Below are 15,162 nucleotides of genomic sequence, written 5' to 3' on the forward strand. Positions count from 1 at the left end.
CGCCATCGTCAAGGCGGGACTTGATCGTGCCGCGCGGCGCTGTTAGGCCTGCCCGCGATGACCAACGACCAATCCCTGCGATTCAAGGCGTATTGGCGCTCCTTTACATAGGAGCGGCATGGCATCACCTGTGACCATCGCCGCCGTGTTCGGACAAGGCGAATGGTCATCATCACACCACCACCCCCCGTCACGGCGTGCGCTTTTTGAAGAAGACGCGACATGACCGATACCTTGCTTGCCCTGTCGACCGACCATTGCCGCATCACGCCGCTGTTTGCCGACGATGCGCGTGCGCTGTCCGCGATCACCGACGAGACGGTGACGTCGCAGGTCCATTTCCTGCCCGCGCCTTTTACCGAAGCCGACGCCCGCGCGCTGATCGCGGGTTCGGGCGGCGGCGACGTGTTTCACGCGGTGCGCGACGAAAGCGGCCTCGACCTCAACGGCGTGATCGGCGTTCATCGCCGCCTCGGACAGGAATATGAGATCGGATATTGGTTCGCCGCCCGTGCGCGCGGCAAGGGTTTCGCGACCGAGGCGGTGCGCGCGGTCGTCGCGGCGCTCGCGTCGTCGCGGCCGGGCTGTTCGATCGTCGCCGAATGCCACCCCGACAATGAGCGGTCGCGCGCGTTGCTGCGCCGGATCGGCTTTGTGTCGACGGGGCGCGCGGGAAAGCGTCCTGGGCGGATGTTGATGTCGTGGCGGGCGGCGCCCGCTTATCGCATAGACGTTTGCTGACGAACTGGATCCTCCCTGTCGCGAAGCGATGGGGAGGGGGACCGTCCGCGTAGCGGATGGTGGAGGGGCCGCGTTAAAGCCCCTCCGTCAGCGACTGCGCCGCTGCCACCTCCCCATGGCTTCGCCACAGGGAGGATTTTAGTCGGGTACAACCTCTTCGGTCAGTGCTTTGACGATCGCGGCGACCGACGTGGGAGCATAGGCGAAGCCCATATGGCCGCAGTCGACCTCGACCTGCCGGTCGCTTTCGTGCGGCTGGCCGCGCGCGCTGCTCACCGCGACGACGCCGTCATGCTTCGACCATAGCGCGAAGGTGGGCATTTCGGGGCGCGGTGCGGGGTGGAAGTCGATCGGCGGATTGTCGACCGGGTGGCGTGCGACGAGGTGGTAGAGCCGCCAGGCGCGGTTGGCGCGGCGGCTGCCCGAAAAGGGGGAGCCGAGGGTCACGACGCGCGCGACCTTGCCGGGGTGATGCTTGGCATATTCGCGCGCGTAAATGCCGCCCAGGCTCCAGCCGACGAGCGCGGGGGCGTAGCCGGTGCGGTCGATGATCCATTGGACGCGGGTGTCGATGCGCTCGATGATGTCGGGGGTGGCGCCGCGATTGAAGCCAAGGCCCCAGGCGTAGCAGCGAAAGCCCGACCGGCGGAGATCGGCGCGCAGCGCCTTGGTCGCCCAGTCGCCCGACAGGAATCCGGGAAGGACCATCACCGGCGGATGCTCGCTGTCGGGGTTCGGCTCGGGCGGCATCGCGCGGATCCGTCCCGACATCGCGCGCGCCAGCGACCCGATCTCGCGCCACAGCAGCTTCAGCGGCGGCAGGGCGTCGGGATCGGGAATGCGTGCGGGCCATTCAGCGCGCCGGGTGAGGAGACCGCGGATCATGCGGCCGCCTTTACCGTTTCGGGACGAGCTTCACCAGCTTGCCGTTCTCGCCGTCGGTGAGCAGCCACACCGACCCGTCGTCGCGAACCTCGACCTCGCGGATACGCTGGCCGAAATTCCACCGGTCGGACTTGTGGAGTTTGTCGCCATCGACCGCCATGCGGACCAGTCCTTCGCCCGACAGCGCGCCCATCAACAGGCTGTTCTTCCAGCCCGGATACAGATCGCCATCGTACCAGACGAGACCGGCGGGCGAGACCGAGGGGTTCCACCAGAGCTTCGGCGCCGCAAATTCGGGGCGCGTCGGGTGATCGGGGATATCCTTGCCGTCATAATGGTCGCCGTTCGACACGATCGGATAGCCGTAATTGGCCTTCGCCTCGACGAGATTGACCTCGTCGCCGCCCTTCGGACCCATTTCCTGATTCCACAGCTTCCCGGTGCCGTCGAAGGCGAGCCCGAGGATGTTGCGGTGGCCGAGCGACCAGATTTGCGCCGTCACCCCGCCTTCGCTGACAAAGGGATTGTCGGCGGGGACGCTGCCGTCGGGATTGAGCCGCAGCACCTTGCCGAGGTTGGCGGTCATATCCTGCGCGGGCGTGAATTTCTGGCGCTCGCCCGATCCGATGAAGAGATATTTGCCGTCGGGCGAGAAAGCGAGACGGTGCGAGAAATGGCCCTGACCGGTGACTTTGGGGTCCTGTTTCCAGATGATCTGAAGCCCCTCGAGCGCCGGTGCTGCACCCTGTTTCAGCTTCGCCTTGCCGACGACCGCGCCATAGGTCTTTCCGGCGCCGGGCTCGACCCAGCTAAGATACACCGTGCCGCTGGTCGCAAAGTCCGGGGCGACGATGACGTCGCCGAAACCGCCCTGGCCACCATAGGCAACTGCGGGAACACCCGCGACGTCGAGCGTCGGGCCGTTTTCCTGCCAGAGTTTGAGCTTGCCCGATCGCTCGGTGATCAGCGCAGCGCGCGTGCCGGGGACAAAGCTCATCGCCCAGGGTTCGTTGAAGCTGGCGACGTCCTTGACCGTGAACGGCGCGTCGGCGAGCGGCGTTGCGGGCTGTGCGCCCGAGGCGTCGAGCTTGCCCGTGTCGGCGGGCGCGGCTTCGGTCGACGCGGGCGCGGCCGAACAGGCGGCGACGGTAAGCGCGGCGATCAGGGCAAGATGCGGCAGATTTTTCATCGGGGGGGCTCGCTTTGCTGGGGAAGGGTGCATCCATCTGGCGTGGTCGCGCGGCAAAGTCGAGAGGGGTAGCGGACCTTAGCGGCTTGCCGCCTCGCGCCGTGCGGTGATCGTCTCGACGCTGTCCATGATCGCATCGACCGCTTCGCTCGCGGGCGGCGCGTCGGCGCGCTTTTGCGAAAACTGACCGCTGTTCATGATTTCTTCGAGCGCGGCGCGCGCGCGCGACACGCGGCTTTTCATCGTGCCGAGCGCGCAGTCGCAGATGCTCGCGGCTTCCTCATAGGACAGGCCGCCCGCGCCGACGAGGATCAGCGCCTCGCGTTGATCCTGCGGCAATTCCATCAGGCCGCGTTGCAGGTCGGCCATTTCGCCGCTGTCTTCCTGACTGGCGGGGGTCGACATCGTGCGTTCGACCGCGGTTTCGTCATATTCGCCGACGAATTTATTCCGGCGCATCTGCGACAGGAAGGTGTTGCGCAGGATGACGAAGGTCCACGCCTTGATCGACGTCCCGCGCTCGAACCGCTCGCGCGAGGCCCACGCCTTGACCATCGTGTCCTGCGTCAGATCGTCGGCGAGATCGGGGTTGCCCGACAGGCTGCGGCCATAGGCGCGCAGATGCGGAATGACGCCCGCGAGCAACGTCTTGAATTCGCCGTCCGACAGGGTTTCTGCCTGCGGCTCGGCCGCAGCGGTGGGGCCGGTCATTATTGCTTCGGGCTTTTCTGATCGAGCTGCGAGAGGAGATCGAGCATATTGTCGGGCAGTTGTTCCGCGACGACTTTGCCATAAATCATGCGCAACTTTGCGCTCACCGGTTCGGGCGCCTGTCTGCCGGTCAGCGTTCGGTGCCAATGATCGCCGTTCGTGCCGGGAAAGCTTCCCTGGTTTCGATGCGATGTATCGGTCATCGGGTGCGGGGTGCCCTTGCCGTTCATCCGGTTGTTGCCTTGCGTAGCCATGGAGGAGCAACGAGGAAAACGGCTGCGGGTTCCCGCACTGTTGGTTTTTTCGACGAACGGTGTTGCGGCGAAAGCACAGCGCCGGGTGCGGGGAGGTGCTTACGGCTCTCTGAATGCGCTTTCGGTTCCCATAAGGGATTCAACCGGCTAAGCCCTATATCCATTCAGCGACGCTTCAGGGCGCCCAAGTGATCAGGACCGTGTGACTAGCGACGAAACGCCCCAAAGGCTCGACCCCCAACCGCTTGACGATGCCAGCTTCAAGCAGGAATTGGCGGCGATGTTGCCGCACCTGCGTGCGTTCGGGCGCAGCCTGACGGGCAACGCCGATCAGGCCGACGACCTCGTTCAGGAAACGATGTTGAAGGCGTGGAAGGCGCGCGCGCAATATGTGCCGGGCCCGGCGAGCATGAAAAGCTGGGCTTTCGTCATCCTGCGCAACTGTTTCCTGTCGCAGATGCGGCGCAAGAAATTCACCGCCGAATATGATGAACAGGCTGCCGAGCGGCTGCTCGTCGCACCCGACGATCAGGACGACAGCCTTCACCTCGCCGACGTCCAGCGCGCGTTGCTGTTGCTTCCGGTCGACCAGCGCGAGGCGCTGGTGCTGATCGGCGCGGGGCAGCTATCCTATGAAGAAGGCGCGGCGATCTGCGGCTGCGCGGTCGGCACGATGAAAAGCCGCGTCTCGCGCGGCCGCGCTGCGCTCCAGACGATATTGGAGAGCGGTGAAATGCCGCGGCGTAGCACCGACGTCATGCCGTCGAGCGAGGCATTTCGCACGATCATGGACAATGTCGACCAGCTGACCGCGAACGGCCCCGTAGGGGAATAACGCGCCTTATGCCGCGAGTTGCGGCGTGAACAACAGGCTCTGACTGATCGCAGCGCGCACCGTGTTTTCGCGGAACGGCTTCGAAATCAGGAAGGTCGGCTCGACCCGGCCGCCGGTGAGCAGCCTTTCGGGAAAGGCGGTGATGAAGATCGCGGGCACGGGTGCAATCGCCAATATATCCTGCACCGCATCGATCCCCGATGATCCATCGGCGAGCTGGATGTCGGCGAGGACGAGCCCGGCGTCGGTCCTTTCGAAAGCCGCAACGGCATCCTCATGCGTCGTCGCGATGCCTGCGACGTGGTGGCCGAGGTCGCGCACGATCTGTTCGAGTTCCATCGCGATCAGCGGTTCGTCCTCGATGATCAGCACCGAGGTGCGCGATTCGCGGTCGAGTTCACCGACCGCATCGGCGAGCAGGGTTTCGACGGTCACGCCGTCGGTGCCGGTGATCAGGCCGGCTTCCTCGACCGAAAAGCCTTCGAGCGCGGTGAGCAGCAGGATCTGCCGTCCGAGCGGGGTGATCTGGACAAGGCGCTGGTGCGCGGCGCGCACGAGCGGATGTTCGCCGTCATCGCCGTCTTCACCCTCATCGATATAGGCGCTTTCCCAGATGCGGTGAAAATTGCGGTAGAGGTCGATCCGCGTGCCGTCGCCGCTGTGAAATTCGTCCGGTGCGGCAACGATGACTTCGAGGGTGGTATGGACATAATTGTCGCCATGTTGCTGGCTGCCCGTCAAAGCCCGCGCGTAACGGCGCAGGAAGGGAAGATGTCCGCGAAGCTCTTCACCCAATGTCATTCATATTGCTCCCTCTTGAGAGTCATCATACGCGTCCCGGCGCGGGTCGGTTCCCGCATCATGAGCCGAAAAGCCGCGTGGCGGGCTGCAACTTGTCGCGCCTTGGAGCGTAGAGTCAGCCGGGACGCGAAGATGCCATGGTGTAAGTGAGTGGAATAACGCCACTTTCCTATCGTCTGGCAAGCATGCTTTTACAGGGACCATATTCATGGCAGAGCGGCGCCCCGGGGAAATGAGCGATGCGGGGCCATCGGCATCGCAAGGCAGCGAGGGGCGGCATTTGGCAGACGGGGACGACGAAGCAGCTGCGCGCGCCGAAAAGCTGCGCCTCGACACGCTTCGCGAATATCGCATCATGGATACCCCGCCCGAACAGGCGTTCGACCGCGTGACGAAAATGGTCGCCGATCTGTATCGCACGCCGATCGCGCTCGTGTCGCTGGTCGACGATTGCCGGCAATGGTTCAAATCGGCCTATGGCCTCGACACCCCCGAAACCCCGCGTGAAATCAGCTTCTGCCAATATGTCATCGCCGAAGACCGGCCCGTGATGGTGACCGATGTGACCGGCGATCCCCGCTTTCACGACAATCCGCTGGTCACCGGCGATCTTCACATCCGCTTCTATGCCGGAGTACCGTTGCGCGCCTATAACGGGTCGATCCTTGGTACGCTTTGCATCATCGATCGCGAAGAGCGCGAAGCGCTGACCGAGGGCGAGCTGACGCGGCTCGAAGATTTCGCCGGGATCATCATGGCCGAAGCCGATCTGCGCCGGATCAGTGCCGAGCGCGACGAGGCGCGCCGTACGCTGGAACGCGCGCTCGATTTTTCGGGCATCGCAGCATGGCAATATGATCCCCGGACCGATCGTCTGCTTACGCAGGGCGCCGGCGCCGAACTATGGGGCTCCGAATTCCAGGCGATGCTTGCAACCGGCAACGGGTTTTTCGACCTCGTCCATCCCGACGACCGGGCGACGCTACGCGCGATCCTCAAGGAAGCGGTCGCGAATGGCACCCCTTATTCCGCCGAGTATCGCGTCCTGAATCCCGAGCGAGGCGTGCGCTGGAATGCGGTGCGCGGCGACTGGGATGTGCGGTCGAACGATGCGATGCTGACCGGGGTCAGCATCGATATTACCGAGCAGAAGAGTCGGCAGGAAAATGCCAACCTGCTGATGCGTGAACTGCATCACCGGATGCGCAACCTGTTCGCGACGGTCAGCGCGATCATCTCGCTGACCCGCCATGCGGCAACCGACGTCGACGATTATGTCGAACGGATCAGCAGCCGGCTCGACGCGCTCAATCGCGCGCAGAATGTCCTGCTCGGCGCCAATTTCATGACCGGGTCGATGCATGCGCTGATGCGCGAGGTCGAAGCGGCCTTCCCGCGTATCCGCTGGTCGGGCCCCGATCTGCTGCTTCCCGAAAATGCGCTCGTCGCGATGGCGCTGCTCTTCAACGAACTGGCGACCAACGCGGTCAAGCATGGCGCGCTGACCGTCGATGCGGGACGTGTCGACGTCAGCTGGTCGCAGGACGACGAAGGCAGCGAGGCGCGCATGTTCCGCCTTATCTGGACCGAGAGCGGCGGCACTGGCTTGATCGGCCCCCCCGACCGGACAAGTTTCGGCACGTTGTTGATGGAGCGCAGCGTGCGCAACAATCTGGGCGGCACGATCGAGCGGCGTTGGGAGCCGACGGGCCTTGTTGTCGAGATTGCGCTGCCCGCCCGGTGGCGCGACGCGTAAAGCGCGACAACTTAACCGAGGATATTTGTTCTTTATATGTTCCCATGTTAGGCATGGGGCATGTCCGCTAAACCGATTCTGGAAAAGCTCGCCGTTCTGGCCGATGCCGCCAAATATGACGCGTCCTGCGCCTCGTCGGGGACGGTGACGCGCGACTCGACGGGCACCAGAGGCATCGGGTCGACCGAGGGCATGGGTATTTGCCACAGCTATGCCCCCGACGGCCGCTGCATCTCGCTGCTCAAGATATTGCTGACGAATTTCTGCATCTACGACTGTCGCTTCTGCATCAACCGCGCGTCGAGCAATGTCGAGCGTGCGCGCTTCAGTCCGCAGGAGGTCGTTCGGCTCACGCTCGATTTCTACAAGCGCAATTATATCGAAGGCCTGTTCCTCTCGTCGGGGATCATCCGATCCGAAGATTACACGATGGAGCAACTGGTCGAGGTCGCGCGCATCCTGCGCGAAGAGCATCATTTCCAGGGCTATATCCATCTCAAGACCATTGCGGGGGCCGACCCCGGCCTGATCGCGCTCGCGGGCCTTTACGCCGACCGGCTGTCGACCAATGTCGAACTGCCGACCGAGGCCGGATTGCAAAGCTTTGCGCCCGAGAAAAAGCCCGAGACGATCCGCAAAACGATGGCGTCGGTGCGCGTCGGTGCCGACGATGCGATCGACGCCGCCAAAAGCCGCCTGATCGGCAAGGCGATACCGCCGCGTTTCGCCCCCGCGGGGCAATCGACGCAGATGATCGTCGGCGCCGACGCGTCGCGCGATGACGACATCCTCAAGACCGCGACGAACCTCTATTCGGGCTATCAGCTTCGCCGCGTCTATTATTCGGCGTACAGTCCGATCCCCGACGCGAGCAGCGATTTGCCCCCGGTGCGCCCGCCACTGATGCGCGAACATCGGCTGTATCAGGCCGACTGGCTGTTGCGTTTCTATGGCTTCGAGCGCGCCGAAATCATGGAGGGAGCGAGCGGCGGGATGCTCGATCTGACGATCGATCCCAAGCTGGCCTGGGCGCTGATGCGGCGTGAGGCGTTTCCGGTCGATATCAACCGCGCCCCGCGCGAGCTGCTGCTGCGCGTGCCGGGGCTCGGTACGCGCGCGGTCGACCGCATCGTCGCGGCGCGGCGGTTGGGCAAGCTGCGGCTCGGCGATCTGGCGAAGCTGACCGCGTCGGTGAAGAAACTGCTGCCCTTTGTCGTCGCGCTCGATTGGCGGCCGGGGATGCTGACCGACAGCGCCGACCTGCGCGCGCGCTTTGCGCCGCCGCCCGAACAGCTGGTGCTCGCGCTGTGAGAGAGGTCGTCCTCAACGAGCCCGGCGATTTCGCCGAATGGCGAAGCGCTGCGCGCGGACTGCTCGTGGATGGCGTGGCGCCCGAGGATGTAAGCTGGCGCGGCAATGACGAGGGGGCATCGTTATTTGGGGTGGAGGCCGCCGCGACGACCAGAGGTGCGGTTTCGTTGCCGCGCGAATTACTGGAAATTGCTGAGCGGGTGATTTGTGTCCGCGATTCTGAAGTTCCGGCGCGGCTCTACCGGATCATCTGGCGCGCAGCGACCGACCGGCAATTGCTGGCGCGACGGACAGACGCCGATGTCGATTGGTTGATGAAGGCCGACAAGGCGATCCGCCGCGACGTGCACAAGATGCACGCCTTCGTGCGCTTCCGGCGGCTCGGCGAAGAGGCGGGGCGCGAGAGTTTCGCGGCTTGGTTCGAGCCATCGCACCGCATCCTGCGGCTGACCGCGCCCTTTTTCCAGCGCCGCTTCTACGGCATGGACTGGGCGATCGTGACGCCCGACGCGCGCGCGATCTGGCAGGACGAAACGCTCAGCTATGGCGCAGCCGGAACGAAGGACGAAGTGCCGGATAGCGATGTGGTCGAGGATCAGTGGCGCACCTATTATGGCGCGATCTTCAATCCCGCGCGGGTGAAGATCGACGCGATGCGCGCCGAAATGCCGAAGAAATACTGGAAGAACCTGCCCGAGGCGCAGGATATCGCGCCCTTGCTCGCCGGTGCGGAGGCGCGGGTGGAACGCATGCGCGCAGCGGCCGTTTCTTTGGCAAATCCCCGAACCGAGAAATGGCGGACGCGCGTGCCCGACGAACTGGCCCTGACCGACGATATCGACACGCTGGATGAACTCGCGCGCGCTGTCGGCGGCTGCACGCGCTGCCCGCTCCATTGCAACGCGACGCAGGCTGTGGCGGGTGAGGGGCCGAAGACTGCGCGCATCATGCTTGTCGGCGAGCAGCCGGGCGACCGCGAGGATCTGGAGGGACGGCCGTTCGTCGGACCCGCCGGGCAGGTGCTGAACGAGGCGCTGGAGGAGGCAGGGCTCGACCGCACGCGCCTGTTCCTCACGAACGCGGTCAAACATTTCAAATTCGAACCGCGCGGCAAGCGCCGCCTGCACCAGAATCCGACGGCGGGCGAGATCGACATCTGTCGCTGGTGGCTCGGCAAGGAGCGCGCGTTGGTAAAACCCGACCTGATCGTCACTTTGGGCGGTAGCGCGCTGCGCGGCGTGACGGGTAAAAGCGCAAGCATCGCGTCGATGCGCGGCGCGGTGCATGATCTGGAGGACGGCGCCAAGCTGATCGCGACGATCCATCCCTCCTTCCTGCTGCGGCTGCCCGACCGCGAACGCGCCGCCGAGGAACGCAGCGCGTTTGTTGCCGACCTGATCCACGCACGGGAACTCGCCGCCTGATGGCAAAGGGTAAATCCTGGATCGAACCGCATGCGAGCGGCATCTACGTCAAGCCCGCCGACCTGTGGATCGACCCGTCGCGCCCGGTCGAGCGCGCCGCGGTGACGCACGGCCATGCCGATCATGCGCGCAGCGGCCATGGCGCGGTGTTCGCGACCCCCGAGACGCTCGCGATCATGGCGCTGCGCTATGGCGTCGATGTCGAGGCGAGTCACAATCAGGCGTATGAATATGGCGACGGCTTCGAGCGCGGCGGAGTGCGGTTCAGTTTCCATCCCGCCGGACATGTGCTCGGCAGCGCGCAGATATTGATGGAATATCGGGGCGCGCGGATCGTCGTTACCGGCGACTATAAGCGGCGCTCCGATCCGACCTGCGCGCCGTTCGAGGTTGTGCCGTGCGATATCTTCGTCACCGAGGCGACCTTTGGATTGCCGGTGTTTCGCCATCCGCCGACCGCCGACGAGATCGCCAAGCTGATCGGCGCCGTGCGGGCCGAACCCGATCGCTCGGTGCTCGTCGGCGCCTATGCGCTGGGCAAGGCGCAGCGGGTGATCGCCGAATTGCGCGGCGCGGGGTGGGATGCGCCGATCTATATCCACGGCGCGCTCGAGAAGATGTGCCAGCTTTATGCGGTGCATGGCGTCGATCTTGGCGAACTGCGGCTGGTTTCAGAAACCGACAAGGCCGAGATGGCGGGGCAGATCGTCCTCGCACCGCCCTCGGCGCTGAACGACCGCTGGTCGCGGCGGCTGCCCGATCCGTTGACCGCGATGGCGTCGGGCTGGATGCGCGTGCGCCAGCGGGCGCGGCAGCGGATGGTCGAACTGCCGCTCGTCATTTCGGACCATGCCGACTGGGACGAACTGACGACGACTATTTCGGAGGTGAATCCGAAGGAAAGCTGGATCACCCATGGCAGCGAGGATGGGCTGCTGCGCTGGTGCGAGCTGCATCAACGCAAAGCCCGCGCGCTGCATCTGGTGGGCCGCGATCTGGAGGAGGAGGCGTGAAGCGCTTCGCAGCCCTGATCGACCGACTGATCTACACGCGCTCGCGAAACAGCAAGCTGGCGCTGATCGTCGATTATCTGCGGCATACCCCCGATCCCGATCGCGGCTGGGCGATTGCGGCGCTGACCGAGAGTCTTGATTTTCCGGCGGTGAAGGCGGGAACGGTGCGAACCTTGCTCGCGACGCGGGTCGATGAGGACTTGTTCCGGCTGTCGCGGCATTTCGTCGGGGATACGGCCGAGACCGCGGCCCTGCTCTGGCCCGAGGCACCGGGCGCGAAGGCGGACCTCAGCGTCTCGGAAGCGGTGGACGCGCTATCGGCGGCTTCTCGTAGCGACGCCCCCGCTGTCGTCGCGTCGCTGCTCGATCGCCTCGACGCCGATGGACGCTATGCCGTGCTCAAGCTCGCGCTCGGCGGCATGCGCGTCGGGGTGTCGGCGCGGCTTGCGAAACAGGCGTTCGCGCAGGCGTTCGATGTGCCCGTCGACGATGTCGAGGAGCTGTGGCACGCGATCGCGCCGCCCTATGCGCCGCTGTTTGCGTGGGGCGAGGGGCGAGCGGAGCGGCCCGACCTCAAAGACGTCGCTTTCTTCCGCCCCTTCATGCTCGCACATCCACTCGAGGAGGCGAGCGTCGACCTTGCCGACTATGCCGCCGAATGGAAATGGGACGGCATCCGCGTCCAGATCGTCCGTGGCGGCGCCGAAACGCGCATCTACAGCCGCGGCGGCGAGGAGATCAGCGGCGCGTTTCCCGAGCTGGTCGCGGCGTTCGACCAGGACGCGGTAATCGACGGCGAACTGCTCGTGCGCGGCGAGGTGCAGGGCGGTGAGGCGGCGAGCTTCAACGCGCTGCAGCAGCGACTGGGACGCAAGGTCGTGTCGAAGAAGATGCTTGCCGACTATCCGGCCTTCGTAAGGGTCTATGATTTGCTCGCGGTCGACGGCAACGACCTGCGGGGCCTGCCGTGGACCGAACGCCGGCGGCAATTGGAGGCGTTTGTGCCGCGCCTTGCCGACAGCCATTTCGACCTGTCGCAGGTGATCGACGCGAAGGATTTCGACGATCTCGCCGAACGCCGCGCGGGTGCGCGCGATGCGGCGATCGAAGGCGTGATGCTCAAGCGGCGCGATGCGCCCTATGTCGCCGGGCGGCGCGCGGGCCTCTGGTACAAGTGGAAGCGCGACCCGCTCACCGCCGATTGCGTGATGATGTATGCGCAGCGCGGCAACGGCCGCCGCGCGAGTTTTTATTCGGACTATACCTTCGGCTGCTGGTCTGATGCGGGTGAATTGCTGCCCGTCGGGAAAGCCTATTCGGGCTTCACCGACGAGGAACTGAAATGGCTCGACAAGTTCGTGCGCGACAACACGCTGAATCGCTTCGGCCCCGTGCGCGAGGTCGAAAAGTCGCTCGTGCTCGAAGTCGCCTTCGACTCGATCCACAGCAGCAAGCGCCACAAGTCGGGGCTCGCGATGCGCTTCCCGCGCATTTCGCGGATCCGGCGCGACAAGCCCGCCGAAGAGGCCGACCGGATCGCAACGCTTCAGGCGATGGTGACTTGAGCGGTCACCGGAAAAATTGCCGTCGCGGGGTTGCAACCGGTGGGGTCGATACCGAGTTAAAGGCCCCAAACCCTCTATAAAAAGGATGGACTGCCATGACGATCGCTCTTCCCCCGCTGCCCTACAAGCAGGACGCGCTCGAGCCGCATATTTCGGCCGACACGCTCGCGACGCATCATGGAAAGCATCACAAGGCTTATGTCGACAAGGTCAACGCGGCGATCGAAGGCACCGAACTGGCCGACAAGCCGCTTGAGGAAATCGTCCACCACGCCGAGGGCGCGGGAAACAAGGGTCTTTTCAACAACTCGGCTCAGTCGTGGAACCACGCTTTTTACTGGAACAGTCTGAGCCCGGAAAAGACTGCGCCCACGGGCGACCTGCTCGCCGCGATCGAACGCGATTTCGGTTCGGTGGACGAGCTGAAGAAGAAGCTCAAGGAAACCGCGGTCAACCATTTCGCGTCGGGCTGGGCCTGGCTTGTCTCGCGCGACGGCACGCTGTCGGTCACCGACACGCATGACGCCGGCACCGAGCTGACAGCGGGCATCAAGCCGCTCGTTGTCGTCGATGTGTGGGAACATGCCTATTATATCGACCGCAAGAATCTGCGCCCGGCCTATGTCGATGCGGTGGTCGATGAACTGCTCAACTGGGATTTCGCCGCGGAGAATTTCGCGCGCGACACGACCTGGACCTATCCGGCCTGATCTTGAACCCCTCCCCCTTGATGGGGGAGGCAGCGAGACTTGCGAACTTGTTCGCTAGTCGCAGCGGAGGGGGTGCGGGCTCGGCCTCGGGCTACGCCGCACCCTCACCCCCATCCAACTTCGCCTAGCCGCTGTCGCGGCAAGGCTGCGTATCCTTCCCCCATCAAGGGGGAAGTTTTTGGCCCGCCCGGGCCTATCCCGATGCCGGCGCTTCTCCTATAGGGCCGCCATGACGATCAGCCTTTTCGAACTTTTCAAAATTGGCGTCGGACCTTCGAGCTCACACACCGTGGGTCCGATGGTTGCGGCGCGGCGTTTCACGGTCTGGCTCGACGAGCAGGCGTTGCTCGTGAAGACCGTGCATGTCGAAGCTGACCTGTATGGCTCGCTCGCGCTGACGGGCAAGGGCCACGCCGCCGACACCGCGATCGTCGCGGGGCTGGCCGGCGAAATCCCCGCATCGACCAGCCTCGCCGCGATCAAGGCGCATTGGGACCGGGCGGAAAGCGAAGGCTTTCTTTACCTGCTCGGCCGCCAGCGGGTGCGCTTCCAGCCGGCGCGCGACCTGCATTTCCAGATGCGCCAGCGCCAGCCCTTTCACAGCAATGCGGTGAGCTTCACCGCGCGCGACAGCGACGGCGAAATCCTTGCCAAGCGGATGTATTTCTCGATCGGCGGCGGCTTCGTCGTCGACGAGGACGAGGCGGGACGCAACAGCCGCGGCGCCGAGGACGAGGTCGAACTGCCCTACGCCTTCACCTCGGGCGCCGATTTGCTCAGCATGGGCGCGGCGTCGGGCAAGAGCTTTGCCGAAATGATGCTCGAGAATGAACTCGCGCACCGCAGCCTCGAAGAGGTCGAGGCGGGGCTCGATGCGATCGCGGGCGCGATGGACGCCTCGATCGAGGCGGGCTGCTGCAGCACCGGGATCCTGCCCGGCGGGCTCAAGGTCAAGCGCCGCGCGCCGCAGATCGCCGCCGACATCCGCAACCGCCACGAACAGAATCTGACCGATCCGCTCGCGATGATGGACTGGATCAACCTGTGGGCGATGGCGGTGAACGAAGAAAATGCCGCAGGCGGCAAGGTCGTCACCGCGCCGACCAACGGCGCGGCGGGGATCATACCGGCGGTCATCCGTTTCTACCGGCGCGGCTATCGCGGTGACGACGCGGGGGTTCGCACCTTCCTGCTCGCCGCCGGCGCGGTCGGCGCATTGTACAAGCGCAACGCGAGCATCTCGGGCGCCGAGGTCGGTTGCCAGGGCGAGGTCGGCGTCGCCTGCTCGATGGCGGCGGCGGGACTGACCGCCGCATTGGGCGGCACCAACGCGCAGGTCGAGAATGCTGCCGAGATCGGCATGGAGCATAACCTCGGCCTCACCTGCGATCCGATCGGCGGGCTGGTGCAGATCCCGTGCATCGAACGCAATGCGATGGGCGCGATCAAGGCGATCGACGCCAGCCGCATCGCGATGATCGGCGACGGCACGCATGTCGTCAGCCTCGACACCGTGATCGTGACGATGCTGCAGACCGGGCGTGATATGCGCGACAAATATAAGGAAACGTCGAAAGGCGGGCTTGCCGTCAGCGTGGTGGAGTGTTGAGCGCACCCTCACCATCGCTATCCCGGACTTGATCCGGGATCTACGGCGGCGCTGAAGGCATGGACCCCGGATCAAGTCCGGGGCGGCGATGAAGGGAAGGTGACCGGCAGATGGTGCTTTCCTACAATATTGCGCTGTGCCAGCCTGCGGTCCCGCTCATTGACCTCGTCGATATTCGCGCCTTGCTTAAGGCGACAAAGGAGACAGTTCTGCGCTGTGCGTGCGAGTCTTTTGTCTCCTTAAGGGCCAAGGCGAAGTACCGACAAAATCCTCCCTGTCGCGTAGTGATGGGGAGGTGGCAGCGCGAAGCGCTGACGGAGGGGCCTTTGGCGCGACTTTGCCGCCCCTCCACCACCGC

14 protein-coding genes are annotated in these 15,162 nt (G+C 64.8%); 9 read left to right on the plus strand and 5 right to left on the minus strand.

Going from position 1 to position 15,162, the window contains the following annotated elements; translation table 11 throughout:
* The first annotated feature begins 222 nt into the window (after positions 1-222).
* Positions 223-741, plus strand: a complete 519-nt coding sequence (locus AC3A43_RS12000; protein ID WP_487792765.1) for a GNAT family N-acetyltransferase — start codon at positions 223-225, stop codon at positions 739-741.
* A gap of 138 nt (positions 742-879) precedes the next feature.
* Here the strand turns inward: AC3A43_RS12000 and AC3A43_RS12005 are convergent, their stop codons facing one another.
* The 4 genes from AC3A43_RS12005 to AC3A43_RS12020 form a co-directional block, all read right to left on the minus strand.
* On the minus strand, positions 880-1,626 hold the full coding sequence (locus AC3A43_RS12005) for an esterase/lipase family protein (protein WP_487792766.1): 747 nt from the start codon (positions 1,624-1,626) through the stop codon (positions 880-882).
* 10 nt (positions 1,627-1,636) lie between these two features.
* A complete protein-coding gene (locus AC3A43_RS12010; RefSeq protein WP_487792767.1) occupies positions 1,637-2,815 on the minus strand; it encodes a PQQ-dependent sugar dehydrogenase in 1,179 nt (392 codons plus the stop codon).
* 78 nt (positions 2,816-2,893) lie between these two features.
* On the minus strand, positions 2,894-3,526 hold the full coding sequence (locus AC3A43_RS12015; RefSeq protein ID WP_487792768.1) for a sigma-70 family RNA polymerase sigma factor: 633 nt from the start codon (positions 3,524-3,526) through the stop codon (positions 2,894-2,896).
* Positions 3,526-3,756: a NepR family anti-sigma factor gene (locus AC3A43_RS12020; RefSeq protein ID WP_487792769.1), complete on the minus strand. Its 231-nt coding sequence runs from the start codon at positions 3,754-3,756 to the stop codon at positions 3,526-3,528. The genes AC3A43_RS12015 and AC3A43_RS12020 overlap by 1 nt, the downstream gene beginning before the upstream one ends.
* Before the next feature lie 226 nt (positions 3,757-3,982).
* Between AC3A43_RS12020 and AC3A43_RS12025 the strand changes: the two genes are divergently transcribed.
* Positions 3,983-4,615: a sigma-70 family RNA polymerase sigma factor gene (locus tag AC3A43_RS12025; protein WP_487792770.1), complete on the plus strand. Its 633-nt coding sequence runs from the start codon at positions 3,983-3,985 to the stop codon at positions 4,613-4,615.
* Positions 4,616-4,621: 6 nt separating this feature from the next.
* Here AC3A43_RS12025 and AC3A43_RS12030 read toward each other — a convergent pair whose 3' ends face one another.
* On the minus strand, positions 4,622-5,416 hold the full coding sequence (locus tag AC3A43_RS12030; RefSeq protein ID WP_487792771.1) for a response regulator: 795 nt from the start codon (positions 5,414-5,416) through the stop codon (positions 4,622-4,624).
* 280 nt (positions 5,417-5,696) lie between these two features.
* Between AC3A43_RS12030 and AC3A43_RS12035 the strand changes: the two genes are divergently transcribed.
* The 7 genes from AC3A43_RS12035 (at position 5,697) to AC3A43_RS12065 (ending at position 14,804) form a co-directional block, all read left to right on the plus strand.
* The gene (locus tag AC3A43_RS12035; protein WP_487792772.1) at positions 5,697-7,172 is read left to right on the plus strand and encodes a sensor histidine kinase; all 1,476 of its coding nucleotides are present in this window, start codon (positions 5,697-5,699) and stop codon (positions 7,170-7,172) included.
* Positions 7,173-7,232: 60 nt separating this feature from the next.
* Positions 7,233-8,483 (plus strand): putative DNA modification/repair radical SAM protein, encoded by a 1,251-nt coding sequence (locus AC3A43_RS12040; RefSeq protein WP_487792773.1) that lies wholly within the window; start codon positions 7,233-7,235, stop codon positions 8,481-8,483.
* On the plus strand, positions 8,480-9,907 hold the full coding sequence (locus tag AC3A43_RS12045) for a UdgX family uracil-DNA binding protein (protein WP_487792774.1): 1,428 nt from the start codon (positions 8,480-8,482) through the stop codon (positions 9,905-9,907). The genes AC3A43_RS12040 and AC3A43_RS12045 overlap by 4 nt, the downstream gene beginning before the upstream one ends.
* A complete protein-coding gene (locus tag AC3A43_RS12050) occupies positions 9,907-10,920 on the plus strand; it encodes a ligase-associated DNA damage response exonuclease (RefSeq protein WP_487792775.1) in 1,014 nt (337 codons plus the stop codon). The genes AC3A43_RS12045 and AC3A43_RS12050 overlap by 1 nt, the downstream gene beginning before the upstream one ends.
* On the plus strand, positions 10,917-12,485 hold the full coding sequence (locus tag AC3A43_RS12055) for a cisplatin damage response ATP-dependent DNA ligase (RefSeq protein ID WP_487792776.1): 1,569 nt from the start codon (positions 10,917-10,919) through the stop codon (positions 12,483-12,485). Before AC3A43_RS12050 ends, AC3A43_RS12055 begins: the two co-directional genes overlap by 4 nt.
* A gap of 95 nt (positions 12,486-12,580) precedes the next feature.
* The gene (locus AC3A43_RS12060; RefSeq protein ID WP_487792777.1) at positions 12,581-13,195 is read left to right on the plus strand and encodes a superoxide dismutase; all 615 of its coding nucleotides are present in this window, start codon (positions 12,581-12,583) and stop codon (positions 13,193-13,195) included.
* A gap of 229 nt (positions 13,196-13,424) precedes the next feature.
* On the plus strand, positions 13,425-14,804 hold the full coding sequence (locus AC3A43_RS12065; protein ID WP_487792778.1) for an L-serine ammonia-lyase: 1,380 nt from the start codon (positions 13,425-13,427) through the stop codon (positions 14,802-14,804).
* Positions 14,805-15,162: the final 358 nt, after the last annotated feature.

This window comes from Sphingopyxis sp. Soil_C_28, from assembly GCF_057657055.1.

Excerpts from the sequence above, each read along its gene's own strand:
- AC3A43_RS12000 (WP_487792765.1), top strand. The coding sequence starts at position 223 with ATGACCGATACCTTGCTTGCCCTGTCGACCGACCATTGCCGCATCACG.
- AC3A43_RS12065 (WP_487792778.1), top strand. The coding sequence starts at position 13,425 with ATGACGATCAGCCTTTTCGAACTTTTCAAAATTGGCGTCGGACCTTCG.
- AC3A43_RS12040 (WP_487792773.1), top strand. The coding sequence starts at position 7,233 with ATGTCCGCTAAACCGATTCTGGAAAAGCTCGCCGTTCTGGCCGATGCC.
- AC3A43_RS12015 (WP_487792768.1), bottom strand. The coding sequence starts at position 3,526 with ATGACCGGCCCCACCGCTGCGGCCGAGCCGCAGGCAGAAACCCTGTCG.
- AC3A43_RS12020 (WP_487792769.1), bottom strand. The coding sequence starts at position 3,756 with ATGAACGGCAAGGGCACCCCGCACCCGATGACCGATACATCGCATCGA.
- AC3A43_RS12030 (WP_487792771.1), bottom strand. The coding sequence starts at position 5,416 with ATGACATTGGGTGAAGAGCTTCGCGGACATCTTCCCTTCCTGCGCCGT.
- AC3A43_RS12005 (WP_487792766.1), bottom strand. The coding sequence starts at position 1,626 with ATGATCCGCGGTCTCCTCACCCGGCGCGCTGAATGGCCCGCACGCATT.
- AC3A43_RS12050 (WP_487792775.1), top strand. The coding sequence starts at position 9,907 with ATGGCAAAGGGTAAATCCTGGATCGAACCGCATGCGAGCGGCATCTAC.
- AC3A43_RS12010 (WP_487792767.1), bottom strand. The coding sequence starts at position 2,815 with ATGAAAAATCTGCCGCATCTTGCCCTGATCGCCGCGCTTACCGTCGCC.
- AC3A43_RS12060 (WP_487792777.1), top strand. The coding sequence starts at position 12,581 with ATGACGATCGCTCTTCCCCCGCTGCCCTACAAGCAGGACGCGCTCGAG.